Source organism: Actinomadura alba (genome assembly GCF_014323705.1).
GTDB classification, from domain to species: Bacteria; Actinomycetota; Actinomycetes; order Streptosporangiales; family Streptosporangiaceae; genus Actinomadura_C; species Actinomadura_C alba.
Genome location: NZ_JABVEC010000002.1, coordinates 492,220 through 508,977 on the forward strand (window position 1 = coordinate 492,220; position 16,758 = coordinate 508,977).

A 16,758-nucleotide genomic window follows, 5' to 3' on the forward strand; every position below is an offset into this window, starting at 1 on the left:
GCATGCGCTCGATGTTTCGCCGGGCGGTCTCGGCGGCTGTCTCGGCGCTGCTCGTGGGCACCACCGCCACGGCGTGCTTCGCCGAGCCCTCGGTGCTGCCGACCGTACGCGACTTCCTCATCGCCTGGCAGGTCGGCAACTACCAGGCGGCGGCCCGGCATACGACGGGGAACCCCGCCGCCGTACGCGCGGCTCTCGCCCAGATCACCGACCAGCTCGACGCCGCGTCGCTGAGGCTGCGGATGGGGCAGATCCGAAAGAAGGGCAACGAGGCCAACGCCCGCTTCGAGGTCAAGGTCGACCTCGGTGAGAACGGCGAGCCCTGGCAGTACCTCGGGCAGATGAACCTCCGCAGGATCGACGGCGAGTGGAAGGTCGTCTGGAGTCCCTCGATCGTTCATCCCGACCTCGGCGAGGGCGAGCGGCTCGCCATCGTGACCGAGTCGCCGCCGCGGGGCGAGGTACAGGCCGTCAACGGCGGCACGCTGCTGCAGACCGTGCGGGCCGACATCTTCGGTGTCTATCCCGGAGCCGTGCGGAACATCCCGCGGACGATCAATCAGCTGGCACGCGACACCCGGCTCGACTCGGAGCGGCTGATCGGCCGGGTGCGCTCGGCCCCCCCGAACGAGTTCCTGCCGCTCGTGACGTTGCAGCAGCCCCTCAATTACAACCTTGGGCTGAAGCTCCGGCGGATCGACGGCCTGGCCGTCCGCACGATCGATGCCGAGATCGCCCCCCGTGTGTCGGCCGAACTGGTCGGCCGGCTCGGGCCCGCGACCTCCGCGCGGCTGCAGGAGGTCGGGGCGCCGTACCAGCCCGGTGACACGATCGGGGTCAGCGGGCTCCAGATGCTCTACCAGCGTCGGCTCGCGGGAATCCCGGCGGTCAAGGTCGTGATCGAGGACCGGGAGGGCAAGCAGGAGGTGCTGCGGGAGTGGCGAGGTCAGTCGAGCGCCCACGTCCGCACCACCCTGAAGAGCAGCGCGCAACTCAAGGCCGAGCGCACGCTGGCGCAGCTGAGGTTCCCGGCCTCACTGGTGGCGGTGCACCGGACCACCGGAGAGATCCTCGCGGTGGCCAATCACGGGACCGGCCAGGACAACCGGGCGATGGAGGGCAGCTACCCGCCGGGGCTCACCTTCGGCATCGTGTCCGCCGAGGCGCTGATGTTGAAGGGCATGGGGGCGAACAAGCAGACGGACTGCCCGGCGACGACCAAGGTGGACGGCCAGACCTTCACCAACCCCGGTCCGGCCAGGGGCAAGTCGACCTTCCAGATGAACTTCGCCTTCTCCTGCGCCACGACGCTGGCGTCGCTCAGCAAGTCCGTTGACACCGACACGCTGATGCGCGAGATCGACCGGTTCGGCGTCGGCAAGCAGTGGGGACTTCCGGTGCCGGCCTTCTCCGGCTCGGTGCCGCGGCCCAGGAACGACGCCGAGAAGGCCAACATCATGCTCGGGCAGGGCGGCGTGCGGGTCAGCCCGCTCACCATGGCTCTCGTGGCGGGGGCCGCCGACTCGGGCACCTGGCGTCCGCCGACGCTCCTGTCCGACCCCGCGGTGCCGCGGACGCTCCAGGCCCAGCCGCTCGAACCCGATGGATTCCAGGACCTGCGCCTGCTGACCCGGCGGTCGGTCTTCCAGGGCACCGCGAAGGCCGCCAGGGTCCCGGGCGGCGCCACGGTGTACGGCGTCTCCGCGGCGGTCAACTACACCGACGGCGGGCAGCAGAAGACGGTGTCGTGGTTCGTGGGGTCTCAGGGCGAATACGCCTTCGCGATCGCCATCGAGGGCAAGGCGTCCGCCGCGCAGCTCGCCCGGCGCTTCCTGACACTGCCCTGAGCGCGCCCTGACCCGCGAAAACCCCATGCTCGCAGGGCGTTGCGGCAGCTCGTTACCGTTTTGTAATTCCTTTACCCGAGGGTCGCAACCTTCGAGGGGCATCCGGACGTCTTAAAGAGTGACTGAGCTTCCGCTTGGGGGGTTGCGGACTCAGTCGCCGTGATGAGACCAGAGCCTCGTCTCGGGGGAGGCTCTGCCGTCCGGACCGGCCCGACCCTGCCGGTCGGCCCCGGGGGTGCGATTACGCGCCCCCGGGGCTCTTCTTTTCTTGGTTCTTCGTCTCGGTCCGCTCGCCTGGCGGCTCGCGGACCGTGTCGAATCACGTGCTCGCTGCTCATCCCGCGTTGGTGCGCCTTCGGCGCGTGGTGCGGGATCTGCGGTCAGGCGCCTTCGGCGCGAAGGGCAGGGGCAGCTTGCAGTGGCGGGCCGCCGTCCACCTGGCCGTGGAAGGACTGCCCGGAGGGCGGGCGCCTTCAGCTGCGGCCGGGAATCTCGTTGGCGGCGCGCCCGTTGACCATGTACGGTGAGGAAATGTGGGCGTTCAGGCGTCCGGTTGACAACTCAACATGGGGGTGACTGGCTTCGACTTCGGTGGTCGAGTCAGGTGAAGCGGGTCGAGGGTTGCGGTTACGACCTCGTTAATCCTGTGATCGCAAAACAACAAGTGCCAACACTAAGCGCACTGAGTTCGCCCTCGCCGCCTGAGGCGAGTAGCGACTCTGTCAGCCCGGGAGCGTCTCCGACCCGGGGTCTGGCATCGTAAGGAGACTCAACCTGCCGATCCGGTCGCGGGACTGGTAGGGAAACCCAACAGCGACTGAGCCCGTCGGCGACTTGCCTGCGTGAGTGCCGGGGCTGAGAAAACGATCAGCAGGCTGCACCCGGAGAAGCCCTGTATCACTATCGAAGGACGCGGGTTCGATTCCCGCCACCTCCACGAACGTGTGACGCGTGTGCCCACAGGCTTTGCCTGTGGGCACGCTTTCGTTTCGGTCATGTCTGCCAAGGGGGACGACCCCTGGAACCCCCGATGCGGGGGCTTCGCCCCCGCGCCACCACGGCGCAGACCCACGTCGGCCCTGCTCTCAAGCGCCCCCCTGGAACTCCTCACCACGCGTCGCATGGTCGCCGCCGAACTGCCGCCGTCCACCAAACCGAGCCGTGAGACCCGACCCGCTACCGGATCGACGACCTGTACCTGCGCTTCCGGCTCTCCTTCGTCGGCCCCCGGCATCCCCCCGTTGAACGAGGTCGTGGCGACCGCGTCCTGCGTGCCGCCGGAGATCGCCGGCTGGGCAATGGCGTTTCTCTCGTCGTCAGCGGACTTTGGTTTTGTTTGAGCAGAAGTTTGTCGGCTCTGCCCGGAACTTTCGCGTAAGAGACTCTATCTTTGGCTGACTCGCGGCTATAAGATCCGCGCTAGAACTTGGACCGAGCCAGTCGCTCACCAGCGATCCCGGTGAGCGCTGAGGCGCAGCTCGGCGTATCGGACACACGGCCCCCCACGACAGCGACCGACCACCCTCTGCCTCCCCTTCGGGCATACCGGCGCATCGCGCCGACCACACCCCTCCCTTCCTCCCCTTCTCCCCACCCCTTCCTTCCCGACCGGACCGTCTCCGTACGACGGCCCGTCAGTCGGGCGTACCCCCGAGGAGGTTCCATGCGCACACGCCTCCGCCGCCGCCTCATCGCATTCGTCGGGCTGCTCGCACTCATGGGCAGCGCGCTCATCGGCACGGCATCGGCATCCGCCCCCCAGGCGGCCGCGGCCGCGCCAGACAGCGACGGCATTCAGTACAGAGTCTTGGTCTTCACGAAATCCACAGGCGGAGACACTGCGGTGACCGCCGCCGGTGTCACCGCTATCAGGCGGCTCGGTGAGCAGCTCCGCTTTGCGGTCCAGGTGACCGACGATGCCCGCAAGTTCGACCAGGAGCACCTCAAGAAGTACCGCGCCGTCGTCTTCCTCAACACCAGCGGCGACGTGCTCACCACCGCCCAGCAGAACGCCTTCGAGGCGTACTACCGCGCGGGCGGCGGCTTCGTCGGCATCGGCTCGGCGATCGACGCCCAGCCCAGCTGGCAGTTCCTCTCCGACGTGCTCGGCACCCGCGCCGCGGGCCGGACCGATGTCCAGCAGGGCACCATCAAGGTCGCCGACCGCGTCCACGATGCGTCGAAGAACCTGCCCGAGTACTGGACCCGGTCGGACGCCTGGTACAACTTCAAGGCCAACGTCCGAGGCAAGAGCCACGTGCTCGCCACCGTCGTCGAGGACCCGTTCGAGTCCCAGCCGGGGGGCAACACGGTCACCGGCATCTCCGGCGGCACGATGGGCGCCGACCACCCGGTCACCTGGTGCAAGGACTATCAGGGCGGCCGCTCGTTCTACACCGCGCTCGGCAACACGGTGGCCGGCTTCAGCGAGGCCAACCTGCGCGCGCACCTCGGCGGCGCCATCAAGTGGGCGGCCGGCCAGGCCGACCCGGTCTACTCCGACTGCGGCGCGACCGTGCTCGCCAACTACCAGCAGACGGCGGTCGCGCTTCCACCGAACGTTAGCGAGCCGGTCGGCTTCGACGTCCTGCCCGACGACCGGATCCTCCAGACCGACCGCCGCGGCGGCGTCCGGCTGCACGACCCCAAGTCGAACAAGACCACCGTGCTCGCGAACATCCCGGTCTACCAGGCCAGCGAGGACGGCATGTACGGGCCGGGGATCGACAGCGACTTCAAGACCAACCGCTGGGTCTACCTCTACTACGCACCGCCCACCGTGAAGGACGTGAAGCTGTCGACCGGCGAGATCGTCACACAGACGACTCCGACGGCGAACGCGCCGAACACCGGGGACTCGCCGGCGACCTGGGATCCCTGGGTCGGATACTTCCAGCTCTCCCGCTTCAAGTTCGTCGATGCCACCGCGGACGAGCCGGCGCACCTCGACGTCGCGTCCGAGCAGGAGATCATGCGTGTTCCGGTCAACCGCGGCGCCTGCTGCCATGTCGCGGGCGACATCGACTTCGACTCGCAGGACAACCTGTGGATGGTCACCGGCGATGACACCCCGGCCGGGGGCGGCAACTCCGGTGGCTTCGGTCCCTTCAACGACATGCTGACCACGACCGGGCAGCTCAACGCCCCGCACGTCGACGCTCGCCGCTCGTCGCTGAACACCAACGACCTGCGCGGCAAGGTGCTGCGCATCTCGGTCAAGGACGGCGACATCGCCTCCGGTGAACAGAACGACTTCGGCGGCGCCTACACCGTCCCTGCGGGCAACCTCTTCCCCGTCGGCAAGGACAAGACCCGTCCGGAGGTCTACGCGATGGGCTTCCGGAACCCGTTCCGGATCCAGGTCGACGACAAGGGCGTCGCGTACGTCACCGACTACTCGCCCGACTCGCAGACCCCGCAGAACTTCCGCGGGCCCGCTGGGACCGGCCGGGTCGAGATCGTTCGCAAGCCGGCGAACTACGGCTGGCCGCTGTGCTACCGGACGGACCTGCCGTACTACCGCTGGAACTTCAACACCTCAACGCCGCTGGACAGTCCGCCGCAGGCGTTCGAGTGCGACAACCCGGACCGCGGACCGCAGAACAACTCGAGATGGAACCTGTCCGGCGGGCCCACCGTCGAGCCCGGCCTCGAATACGGCCCGCCGATCACCAACCCCGACGTCTGGTACTCGTACACACCCGAGAACCGGGCGGACAACCCGATCGGTACGCCGTGCTTCGCCTACTACAACGGCTCCGGCGCCACCACCTGCCCGCGGCTGTTCCCCGAGCTCGGCACCGGCGGTGTCGGCCCGCACGGCGCGGCGACGTACCGCTACGACCCGAAGAACCCCGATCCGACGAAGTTCCCGCCGTACTACGACAAGGCGGTCTTCTTCGGCGAGTTCACCCGGGACACGCTGCGCGAGATCCGGCTCGACTCGCAGAACCGGGTCTTCAAGATCAATAACCTGCTCGACTGCGGTGGCCTCACTCCGCAGCGGGTCCCGCAGACGACCAACCCGTTCGAGTGCGACACCCCGATGGACATGCAGTTCGACGAGAACGGACACTTCTACCTGCTGACCTACGGCGATGGCTTCTTCACCGTCAACAACGACGCCGGCCTGTACCGGTGGGACTACGTCAGGGGCCAGCGCGCCCCGATCCCCGTGCTCTCCGCGTCGCCGACCAACGGTCCCGCACCGCTGACCGTGCAGTTCTCCAGCGCGGGCTCACGCGATCCCGACCCGGCTGACTCGATCCGGTACGAGTGGGACTTCACCGGCGACGGCGTCGTGGACTCGATCGACCCGGACCCGCAGTTCACCTACACCACGCCCGGCCAGTACACGGCGCGGCTGACGGTGTTCGACTCGAGCGGCAAGTCCGCCTCGGCGAACACGACCGTCACAGCCGGCAACACCGCGCCGAGCGTGGCCGTCAACACCCCGGTCGATGGCGGCCTGTTCTCCTTCGGCGAGAGCATCCCGTTCTCGGTGACGGTCACCGACCCCGAGGACGGGACGATCGACTGTGACCGGGTCGAGGTGACGTTCATCCTCGGCCATGACAGCCACGGCCACGCCGAGGAGTCCGTCCGCGGTTGCACGGGCGTGCTGCCGACCGACCCGGACGACGTGTCCCACGGGGGCAACGTGTTCGGCGTCGTCAGCGCCTCGTACACCGATCGCGGCGGTGCAGGCGGCGTTCCGGCACTGACCACGGTCGCTCAGAACCAGGTCCGGCAGAAGCGCCAGGAGGCCGAGGTCGCCCTCGAGGAGTCCGGCACCAACGTCGCCACGACGAACGACCCGGCCGGTGGCGGCCAGCACCGCGGCAGCCTCGGCAGCGGTGACTGGATCGCCTTGAACGGACCGTTCAACCTGCTGAACAGCGACTCGCTGACCTTCCGGGTGGCGAGCACGTCGACGCAGGTGCCGGCGGGTAGCCCGATGGCCGCCGTCGAGGTCCGCCTCGACGCGGTCAACGGGCCGATTCTCACCACGGCGACCCTCCGGTCGACCGGTGACACGGCGACGTGGCAGAGCCAAACGTTCCCGATCACCAACCCGGGCGGCCGGCACAAGGTCTACCTCGTGTTCCGGTCGGTCACGGGCGGCCAGACCGGCGGCAACCTGGTCAACCTCAACTGGGTCGAGTTCGGGGGACAGGGGGTGAGTACGTCCTAGCACGGCCCCGCGGCCGGGCGTCGTGCGTCGGCACGGCGCCCCGGCCCGGATTTGCTCAACCACTTCGCGAGAGGGACCACAATGGCCTTCAACAGTAAGTTCAGCCGGCGCCGGTTCATGGGGGCCGGCGCGGGCGCGGCGGTGGCCGCGGCGCTCAGCCCACTCGGCCCCGCGTCCGTGTTCGCGCCGGCCAAGGCGAGCGCGGCGTCTGGGCGGCTCATCCCGGGCGGCAAGCTGGGCACGATCACCTACTCCCAGCGCGACGTGCCCACCCGGGTCGGCATCGCGGCGAGCGCGGCGCTCGGCGTCTCACCCACCATGGGCTACCTGGGCGGCCCGAACTTCCCCAAGGACCCGACCGACCTCGGCCCGCTCGTGCCGCTGCCCGGCGGCTGGGTGGAGCTGCTTGAGTTCCTGGCGAACAGTGGCTTCAAGCAGATCGAGTTCGCCGGCTACGGCCAGAACGCCGCGAACCCCGGCGGGACCGCGCCGAACCCGGCGCCGGGCGGGGTGACCACCCCAGAGTCGCGGGCGGCGTACCTGGCGTACGCCCGCACGCTGCGCGGCTTCCTGGACGCGTACGGCCTGGAGGCGATCGGCAACCACGGGTTCGTCCCGAACACGTGGAACGGGCCGAACAGCCCCGGCGGCACCATGTCCACCCAGGACTACGAGCGGCTGCAGACCGAGCTGGAGTTCGCGGCCATCCTGGGCCTGCCGTTCATGGGCACCGGCAACGACCCGACGAGCGCGAACAACCGCAACATCGAGCCGTGGACGGTCTCCGGTGAGAAGTGGGAGGCCCTGAACACGCTCAGCCTGCGGTGGGGCATCCATATGTACACCCACAACCACTCGCCGGCGTACAACTTCCTGCAGGACGGCCCGATGGTCACCGTGACCGAGGACCGCCGGACGGGTGCGCCGATTCCGCCCACGCAGGTGCGCGGAGAGTCGGGCAAGCGCCTCATGCAGCACTATCTCGACATCACCGACCCGGGCCTGTGCGTCGTCGAGCTGGACGTGTACTGGGCGCACGTCGCGCAGCACCAGTGGCAGTGGCGCTACGACTGGGAGGGCAACCGCGTCGAGGACATCTTCGACCCGGCCGCCCAGGTCGCGAGGCAGCCACAGCGGTACCAGCTGTTCCACGCCAAGGATGGCGACGCCACCGGCGAGGCACCCGGTGTCGGCAACGGCTACAGCATGGTCCCGTTCGGCGACCCCCGCAGCGACATCGAGTTCAAGACCTTCTACAAGACCATCGGCGCCAAGGGCCACTACAACTCGAACTACGAGCAGGACAACGCCCCGGGCGGCAGCACGGACCCGGGCCAGTCCCTGCGATTCGCCAGGATCAGCGCCGCCAACATGGCGGCACTCCGCGGCTGACGCCTGGCAGCTCTTCGTCCGCGATTAGGTCCACCTCTCGGGCATGCCTCTGACCTGCGGTCGCGCCGCGAGGTCAGAGGCATGTTCGCGTTCCGGGCCGGGCCGGTTCAGTCCTTACGGAGCTGTGCCTTGACGCGGTCCCTGAGCTGGTTCAGCGTTTTGATCTGGGCCCATTCGCCCTGGAGATCCTCGATCCCGCCGATGAGCCGGCCGCCGTCCTGGAAGACGATGCCCTGCGCGTCTGGGGTCATGAGCTTCGCACCGGGGGCCAGCCCGTTGGTCTTCCCGCGCATCGTCCCCTCCGCCTGGTCCTTGGACAGGAAGAGCATGACGGGGGTGCCCGCGGGGATCGATCTGCGCCACTCGCTCAGGGAGTGGACGGGCGTGCCGGCCTTGTCGTTGTAGCGCCCGCCCTGCCACAGCTCCACGTACACGCGCCCGTCCTTGACCTGGTCGGCGGAGCTCGCGCGCAGCTTGTCAGTGACCCGCACCCGCATCACCACGTGCGTGAGCGGATACGTGTCGCCCTCTTCCAGGAGGATCTCGCGGCCCTGCTCGATCGCCTCGACGGTGCCGGTCGCGATCACGTCGTGGCGGCGGCTCTTGACCAGCGCCTCGGGGGACTTCGCGGGCTCGTAGTCGAGGTCCTGCTGCCGCAGCAGCGAGACGTCGACACCCGACGACTTCGTCGACGTCGCCGACTTGGGCGCGCCGGTGGTGGTGGCCGAGGTCGTACCGCAGGCCGCCGCGCCGAGCGCCGCGGCGAGCAGGACGAGCGGGCCGATCAGTCGACGTTTCAACTCGGCTCCCTTCGAGGTTGGCCGTGGGTGTCGGTGCTGCTGGGACATGTCGCCCTCACCCGAACCAGCTGTTGATGTGGCTCCGGTGGTGCGACGTCCAGGTCCGGGTCCAGGAACTGGTGACCGTCCCGGTCCAGCCCGACCGCTGGCAGCTCGCCGTGTAGGGCGACGGGTAGTGGTTGAGACCGAGGCTGTGGCCGAGCTCGTGGCAGGCGGTCTTGCGGTATTGGCGGTTGCGGTTGGCCGAACTCGAGTAGTGGCTCCGGACCAGGCTCCCGTTGACTCTCAGGAGGAAACGGTCGCATCGCCTGGGAGAGGTGTTCGCCCAGAACACCGTACAGCTCGCCTCGCCGATATTACCGGTGTCGCTCATACCTCCCTCTCGCCACACAACATCCGTCTGCCCGGCTCCGCTCAGATCGCAGTTCGAAGCGTAAGAGCGGTTCGCGGCGGTGCTGTCGGTCATGTACACCATGGCGTTGTACATCTGGGCCCGCACCGCCGACGAGGGCGGGTAGACCGACGAGTAACAGTAGCCGTGATTTCCGGTGTCGGGCCGGAAATTGCTGTTGAACGGCCAGGTGTCGGCCGCCGCGGGAGAGGCGACGGCCAGCATGGAAAGCGGTGCGGCGATCAGCCCGGCCGCCGCCATGGCGAACAGCCGGTGAGTTCTTCGGCGTTTCGGCTCCATACGATCCCCTTTTTCGGAACGACCGCGGCGCCGGTGCCCCGACCGGTCGAAATAAATCGAAACCGCCGCGATATCTGATTCGTTCTAATAGTTAGGGGATTGAGCTGGAAAATGGTTGGAGTGCAGGTCGCTCGGTGCCGGGCCCGCTTCCGACCTCGACAGGGGGTCGACGTGAAGTACCGAATCCTTGGGTCGCTGGAAGTCCGAGATGGGCTGGGCGCCGTACGGCTCTCGCCGAGACTGAGGGATGTGCTGGCGGTGCTGTTGAGCCGTCCCAACGAGGTGGTCTCGACCGATCGGCTGGCCGCCGCGCTCTGGGAGGAGACACCGCCGAAGTCCGCGGTCAAGACCATGCAGGTCTACGTGCACCATCTGCGGCGGGTTCTCGGCGGCCGCAGCATCGATCGCCGTTCCGGCGGCTACGTACTGGTGACCGAGCCGGACGAGCTGGACGTGGCGCGGTTCGAGGGGCTCGTCGTGGCCGGCCGGGCCGCCGTCGCGGAGCGGGACCTCGACCGCGGTATCGGCCTGCTGCGCCGGGCCCTGGCCCTCTGGCGCGGTCCGGCATACGAGGGACAGGCGAGCATGCCCGGGGTGCGTGAGGAGGCCGCGCGGCTCGGCGAGCTCAAGCTGACGGTGACCGAGGAGCGGACCGAGGCCGAGCTGTGGGCGGGCCGCAATCGCGACCTGGTTCCCGAGCTCACGGTCGCGGTGGCGGAGAACCCGCTGCGGGAGCGGCTGCGGGCTCAGCTGATGCTGGCACTGCACCACTCGGGACGGCGGGCCGAAGCGCTCACGGTGTACCGCGAGGGACACGCCGTGCTCGCCACCGAGCTGGGTCTGGGCCCGGGCCGGGAGTTGCGCGGGATGCAGCAGGCGATTCTGGACGACGCCCTGGACGGGGAGGGCGTCACCTCTCCGATCGCCAGGTGCCCGCGCTGTCTGCGCTGATTCCGCTCGCCCGGTCCGGAGGCCGCTCCGGGCCACACTGAGGTCGACTGCGCTAGAATTCTGTACATGACGACCCTTCCGTTGGCCGAGGTCCGGCACAACCTCTCCAGGTTGGTCGATTCCGCCGTCACCACTCACGAACGCGTCGAGATCACACGCAACGGAGTACCGGCCGCCATCCTGCTGTCCATCGACGACTATGAAGCCATGCAGGAGACCATCGAGATCCTCGCCGACGCGGAGACCCTGGACGCCCTTCGCGAGGGCATGGCCGATATCGCCGCCCAGCGGACGTACGCTCCGGCCGAGGTCGAGCGGGCCATGCGTGACGCTGGTCGCCTGTGAGCCGCTACGAGCTGGTCATCTCCGCTCGCGCAAAGCGAGACCTCGCTCAGGGGTTGCCCGAGAAGGCCGCGATCGCGGCATGGGTGTTCATCAACGGCGCGCTGCTGGACAATCCTCGTCGCGTCGGCAAACCGTTGCGGCCGCCGCTTGAGCCTGCCTGGTCGGCCCGCCGGGGCGAATACCGGGTGATCTATCTGATCGACGACGGCCGGGTGATCGTGGAGATCGTCAACGTTCAACACCGCCGTGACGCTTACCGCGCCTGACAGGGGACGCGCCCGGCCGGGCCGGTCAGGTCCTCCGCAGGGAGGGCCGGCGCCCGGTGATCCCAGTACGCTGCCCTTGTGTACGAGCCAGAGCCGCGTCGGCGGCAGCGACCTGGGGACCTGTTCACGGGCATGGGCTACCTCGGAAGAGGGTTGGCCTGGGTGGCGAAGCGCCCTAAGCAGTATTTGTTCGGCCTAATCCCGGCATTCATCGCCCTAGTGCTGTTCGGTACCGGTCTGGTGTTCCTGGGCATCAACGCGGGCGATCTCGCGGAGTGGATCACTCCGTTCGCCGACGGCTGGTCGTCCGGTGCGCGGTCGGCGATGCGGGTGGTCGCCGCACTGGCGATCTTCGGGACCGGCGCCTTCCTATCGGTGATCTTCTTCACAGCGGTCACTCTGTTGATCGGCGAGCCCTTCTACGAGGGCATCGCCGTCCGGGTGGAGGAGTCGCAGGGCGGCGCCCCGCCGGAGCCGGACGTGCCGCTCTTCGTGCAGATCGTCCGCGGCGTCCGTGATGCGATCGTCATCGGGCTCATGGCCGTTGGATTCGCCGTGGTGTTCTTCGTGCTCGGGTTCGTGCCGGTCATCGGCCAGACGGTGGTGCCCGTGATTGCGGCCTGCGTCACCGGTTTCTTCCTGGCCGGCGAGCTGACCGCCATCGCACTGGAGCGCCGCGGCCTGCGCCGCAAGGAACGATTCGTCCTACTCAGACGGCAATGGCTGGTCGTGGTCGGCTTCGGTGCGGCGACGGTCGTGCTGTTCTTCATCCCGCTCGGCGCGGTCTTCGCCATGCCAGGCGCGGTCGCCGGTGGCACCCTCCTCGCGCGGGAACGCCTGGCGCCGGAGAAGGAGCAACTGTCCGCGCCGGGGACGCCTGGCATGCCGGGACTGCCGTATCCGCACCCTCGCTGAGACCGGAGCGGAGCCGCTGGCAAGCTGTGTCCGGAGCATGATTGCCCGCTCCCGCACGCGAGTGTTGATCTTCGCGTAGCCTGTCCCGCATGTCCGATCAGGGGGAGCTCGCGAAGCGCTCGAAGGCGCCGAGCGACGACACCAGTGCCTTCGAATCCGTCGCCGACGATGCGACGGGACCCATGCCGGCGGTGGAGCCGGAGGACGAGTACGGGCCGGCCTCGACCTGGTTCGATTCGGCCGATGCCGGCCGGTCCGAGCCCGACACGACCGGTACCGGAACGACGGGGACGCAGCGCGCCGCTTCCGCGCCGTTCGCACCTGTCGAGCCGGAAGACGAGCGTCCGCCGGGAAAACTGGTGTTCCCCGACCCTCAGGTTCCCGACGCGGAGCTCGATTCCTCCATCGGTGGCGCGGCGCCCGAGCCCGCCGAGCAGCAGCGGATGCCGGGACGGAACAGGCCGTCGGACTACATGGACTACTCGGACAACGAATACGCCGACACCGAATACCGCGACACCGAATACCGCGAAACCGAGTCCCCCGACACCCAGTACGCCGATACCCAGTACGCCGACACCGGCTACAAGAGCACCGGCTACGCCGACACCGATGACAAGGGCACGGGCTACGACGGCACCGGGTACGCGGACACCGGGTACAAGAGCACCGGCTACGCCGACACGGAGTACGCCGACACGGAGTACGCGGGCACGGAGTACGCGGGCACGGGCTACGCCGATGACCACCCGGCCACCGATCGGACCGCCTCGGACCGCGCCGTCTCGGAATATGGGCCGTTGGGCTACGCCGCGTCCGAGCCGGAGCCCGGCTTCGGCGAGGCCGCGGCAGGGACTTCGGACACCCGGGACGAGGCCCGTGGTTCCGCGGCGCGAGTGGAGTACTCCGCGCCGCCCGCGGGCGGCTGGGAGGGGGCTCTGTTCGACGAGACCGCCGACTCGGAGCCGGGTGACGGGCGCTACGCGCCGGTCATGCCGTCGGGGCCCAGCACGCCGCCGAAGCCCGGCACGCCCAGCAGTGGGAATCTGCGCATCCCCGACTGGATGCGGGAGGAGAACGGAGGCGCTTCCGGGGGCGGCTCCGACGAGGACGACTTCGGGGACGACTTCCGGGACAGGCGCAGGAGCAAGGGCAGGGCCAAGGCCAAGGACAGCGCCAGGGCCAAGGGCGGCGCCAGGGCCAAGGACAGCACCGAGGAGAAGGACAGCGCCAAGAGCAGGGACAGGAACTACGACGACTCGGGCGGTGGATCCAGGGCCCCGCTGTTCGCCGGCGTGGGCCTGCTCGTCGTCGCGTTGATCGCTTCCGCGGGCGTGTACTTCCTCAAGGGCAGGGGCGGCTCGGACCCCGAGCCTCCCACGCAGACGTCCGCCCGCGAGCGGCCCGCTGGCGGATCCCAGCCGCAGGGCGCTCTGCCGGCGCCCGCCGACAAGGCGCTCAAGCGGTTTCCCGGCACGCCCTCCAGGGCCGTCGGCCGGATGACCGACGCCCGCGCCGGGCTGTCGTACCCGAGATTCGGCTCGCCGTGGCAGATGCCCACCAAGCAGAACAAGCTCGGACAGCTGGGCTGGTCGGGTCAGCAGATCGTGGTGACCGAGCAGCGCGGTACCCGGCTCTGGTACGGGCAGCTGCTCAGCGGGACGCTGAACCCGGCCGAGGTGAGCATGTACGGCGGCCCGGGCACCGAGAAGGCGGCGGCCGTCGCCTTTGCCAACAGCATCGAGACCCGTTTCTACGGTTTTCCGCACCAGACTCAGCCGCACGCCTCACAGCCGCTCACGGTCGACGGGCACAAGGGCTGGCTGATCAGCTCGTATCTGCGGTACCAGCGGCCCGGCGTCAAGGCGACCGGTGAGCTCCTGATCACCGCCGTGATCGATACCGGCCGCAAGGTGCCGGCGGTGCTGTTCATCGGAATCCCGAACACTCACCGCAAGCTCTGGGCCGACGTCAGTTACTTCCTGAGCAACCTCCACGTCGCCCGCTGAGCCTCCGGCCGCCCGGGACACCGGGTCCGCCTGCGCGGCCCGACAAACCGAATATCGTTCTATAGGCTGTGGCTCCGCGGATACACGAGGTGGACCATGGCGATAGGGCTGTCCGAGGAACACGAGGCGCTGGCGGCGTCGGTACGCGGTTTCGCCGAGCGGCACATCACGGCTCAGGCCGTACGCGCGGCGTCCGACGCGGCGCAGGACGTCCGGCCGGCGTTCTGGTCGGCGCTGGCCGGGCAGGGACTGCTCGGCCTGCATCTGCCGGAGAGGCTTGGCGGGCAGGGCTTCGGGCTGGTCGAGCTGGCGGTCGTGCTCGAGGAACTGGGCCGGGCGAACGCTCCGGGGCCGTACCTGCCGACCGTTCTCGCCAGCGCGACCATCGCCGCCTCCGGGGCGGCCCACGACCTGGTGCCGGGGCTCGCGACCGGTTCCCGTACCGCCGCGGTGGCGCTGACCGGCGCGCTGACCGGTCACCGCACCGGCGGCGGGCTGACGGTGAGCGGTGCGCTCGAGCCGGTGCTCGGCGCCGCCCTTGCGGATCTGCTCGTGCTGCCGGTACGGGTCGGCGGCGGCGCTGACGAGGACGTGGGCGAGCGGCGCTGGGTGGTCGTCGACGCGGGCGAGGCGGCGGTCGAAGCGCTGGAGAGCCTTGACCTCACCCGGCGCGTGCACCGGGTGACCCTCGACGGCGTCGCGGTGAAGGCGGAGCGGATCCTGCCCGGCTCGGCCGATCCCCGTGGCCTGGCCGCGGTGCTCTTCGGCGCCGAGGCGTGCGGTGTCGCCGGCCGGACGTTGGACGCCGCGGTGTCGTACGCCCGGATCCGTGAGCAGTTCGGCCGGCCGATCGGCCAATTCCAGGGCATCAAGCACAAGTGCGCCCGGATGCTGGTGGGACTGGAGCGGGCGCGGGCCGCCGTCTGGGACGCCGCGCGGGCGATCGACGCGGATCCCGATCAGCGCGCGTACGCGATCGCGGTCGCGGGTGCGCTGGCGCCGGACGTTGCGGTCGCCTGTGCCGAGGACAACATCCAGGTGCACGGCGGCATCGGCTACACCTGGGAGCACGACGCCCATCTGTTCTACCGGCGGGCGCTCACGCTGCGGGCGCTGGCCGGTCCGAGCGCCGGGCATCGCGCGGCCGTCGCCGACCGGGTGCTCGCGGGCGTGCGGCGGCCGATGGACGTGGAACTGGCTGCCGACGCCGAGCCGATCCGGGCGGAGATCCGCGAGCGGGTCACCGAACTCGTCGCGATGGACCAGCCGGCGCAGCGGGCGGCGATGGCGGCCGGCGGCTGGGTGACCCCGCACCTGGCCAGGCCGTGGGGGCGCGCCGCCGGGCCGGTGGAGCAGGTAGTCATCCAGCAGGAGATGCGGCGCGCGAAGGTGAGTCCCGTGCCGCTCATGATCGGTGCCTGGGTGGTGCCGTCCCTGGTGCAGTACGGCACCCCCGCCCAGCAGGAGCGGTTCCTGGCGGCGACGCTGCGCGGTGAGATCGTCTGGTGCCAGCTGTTCAGCGAGCCGGGGTCGGGTTCGGACCTGGCCGGACTGTCGACCCGGGCGGAGCGAGTGGAGGGCGGCTGGCGCATCACCGGCCAGAAGATCTGGACCTCGCTGGCGCGCGAGGCGCAATGGGGCATCTGCATCGCCCGGACCGACCCGGACGCGCCGAAGCACCAGGGCATCACCTATTTCCTGGTGGATATGGCGGCAGAGGGCATCGACATCCGTCCGCTGCGGGAGTGCACCGGAGACGCGATCTTCAACGAGGTCTTCCTCGACGGCGTCTTCGTCGCCGACGACCTCGTCGTCGGCCCCGTCCACCAGGGCTGGCGGGTCGCGCGCACCACCCTCGCCAACGAGCGCGTCGGCCTGACGACCTCGTTCCAGTTGGGCGCGGACGTCCCCGCGCTGGTGGAGCTGGTGACGTCGCTCGGAGCGGCCGACGATCCGCTGGTCCGGGACCGGCTCGGCGCGCTGGCGTGCGACGAGCACGCGTTCCGGCTGCTCGGCCTGCGAGCGACGCTGAAGCAGCTGTCCGGCACCGACCCCGGTGCGACCGCCAACGTGCGCAAGCTGGTGGCCATGGAGCACGGCCAAGACGTCACCGAGTACGGATTCACGCTGCTCGGCGCCGAGGGCGCGCTGACCGGTGGCCGGAACACCGGGCTCCGGCGTGGGTGGACGCGCTACCTGCTCGCCTCCCGGGCGATGACGATCGGCGGTGGCACCACCGAGGTCAACCTCAACGTCATCGGCGAGCGCATCCTCGGCCTGCCCCGCGACCCGGACCCGCGCTGAGGGCGCGGGCCGGGTCGAGTCGTGCGGGCCGGGCGACCGGAGGC

11 protein-coding genes and 1 other RNA gene are annotated in these 16,758 nt (G+C 69.5%); 10 read left to right on the forward strand and 2 right to left on the reverse strand.

Annotated features, from left to right (window positions below):
• Positions 1-2 precede the first annotated feature (2 nt).
• The 4 genes from HKK74_RS05225 (at position 3) to HKK74_RS05240 (ending at position 8,433) form a co-directional block, all read left to right on the forward strand.
• Entirely contained in the window at positions 3-1,847 is a 1,845-nt protein-coding gene (locus tag HKK74_RS05225; protein WP_187241865.1) for a penicillin-binding transpeptidase domain-containing protein, read from the forward strand.
• 568 nt (positions 1,848-2,415) lie between these two features.
• Positions 2,416-2,787, forward strand: a transfer-messenger RNA (tmRNA) gene (ssrA, locus tag HKK74_RS05230).
• Positions 2,788-3,510: 723 nt separating this feature from the next.
• Positions 3,511-7,041 carry a ThuA domain-containing protein gene (locus HKK74_RS05235; RefSeq protein WP_187241866.1) on the forward strand — a complete coding sequence of 1,177 codons (3,531 nt, stop codon included), beginning with the start codon at positions 3,511-3,513 and terminating at the stop codon, positions 7,039-7,041.
• A gap of 81 nt (positions 7,042-7,122) precedes the next feature.
• Complete coding sequence (locus tag HKK74_RS05240) at positions 7,123-8,433, forward strand: sugar phosphate isomerase/epimerase family protein (protein WP_187241867.1); 1,311 nt, start codon at positions 7,123-7,125, stop codon at positions 8,431-8,433.
• A gap of 107 nt (positions 8,434-8,540) precedes the next feature.
• On the opposite strand, the gene HKK74_RS05245 is transcribed toward HKK74_RS05240, so the two are convergent.
• Both HKK74_RS05245 and HKK74_RS05250 read right to left on the reverse strand, forming a co-directional pair.
• The gene (locus HKK74_RS05245) at positions 8,541-9,233 is read right to left on the reverse strand and encodes a hypothetical protein (protein ID WP_187241868.1); all 693 of its coding nucleotides are present in this window, start codon (positions 9,231-9,233) and stop codon (positions 8,541-8,543) included.
• 55 nt (positions 9,234-9,288) lie between these two features.
• A complete protein-coding gene (locus tag HKK74_RS05250; protein ID WP_187241869.1) occupies positions 9,289-9,924 on the reverse strand; it encodes a hypothetical protein in 636 nt (211 codons plus the stop codon).
• 171 nt (positions 9,925-10,095) lie between these two features.
• Here HKK74_RS05250 and HKK74_RS05255 point away from each other — a divergent pair, with 171 nt between their 5' ends.
• From HKK74_RS05255 to HKK74_RS05280, 6 genes are all read left to right on the forward strand, one after another.
• On the forward strand, positions 10,096-10,875 hold the full coding sequence (locus HKK74_RS05255; RefSeq protein ID WP_187241870.1) for an AfsR/SARP family transcriptional regulator: 780 nt from the start codon (positions 10,096-10,098) through the stop codon (positions 10,873-10,875).
• 66 nt (positions 10,876-10,941) lie between these two features.
• Positions 10,942-11,220: a type II toxin-antitoxin system Phd/YefM family antitoxin gene (locus HKK74_RS05260; protein ID WP_187241871.1), complete on the forward strand. Its 279-nt coding sequence runs from the start codon at positions 10,942-10,944 to the stop codon at positions 11,218-11,220.
• A complete protein-coding gene (locus tag HKK74_RS05265) occupies positions 11,217-11,486 on the forward strand; it encodes a type II toxin-antitoxin system RelE family toxin (protein WP_312881260.1) in 270 nt (89 codons plus the stop codon). The genes HKK74_RS05260 and HKK74_RS05265 overlap by 4 nt, the downstream gene beginning before the upstream one ends.
• Before the next feature lie 78 nt (positions 11,487-11,564).
• Positions 11,565-12,401: an EI24 domain-containing protein gene (locus tag HKK74_RS05270; RefSeq protein ID WP_312881262.1), complete on the forward strand. Its 837-nt coding sequence runs from the start codon at positions 11,565-11,567 to the stop codon at positions 12,399-12,401.
• 89 nt (positions 12,402-12,490) lie between these two features.
• A complete protein-coding gene (locus HKK74_RS38960) occupies positions 12,491-14,410 on the forward strand; it encodes a hypothetical protein (protein ID WP_222721863.1) in 1,920 nt (639 codons plus the stop codon).
• A gap of 96 nt (positions 14,411-14,506) precedes the next feature.
• Entirely contained in the window at positions 14,507-16,714 is a 2,208-nt protein-coding gene (locus HKK74_RS05280) for an acyl-CoA dehydrogenase family protein (protein ID WP_187241872.1), read from the forward strand.
• Positions 16,715-16,758 lie beyond the last annotated feature (44 nt).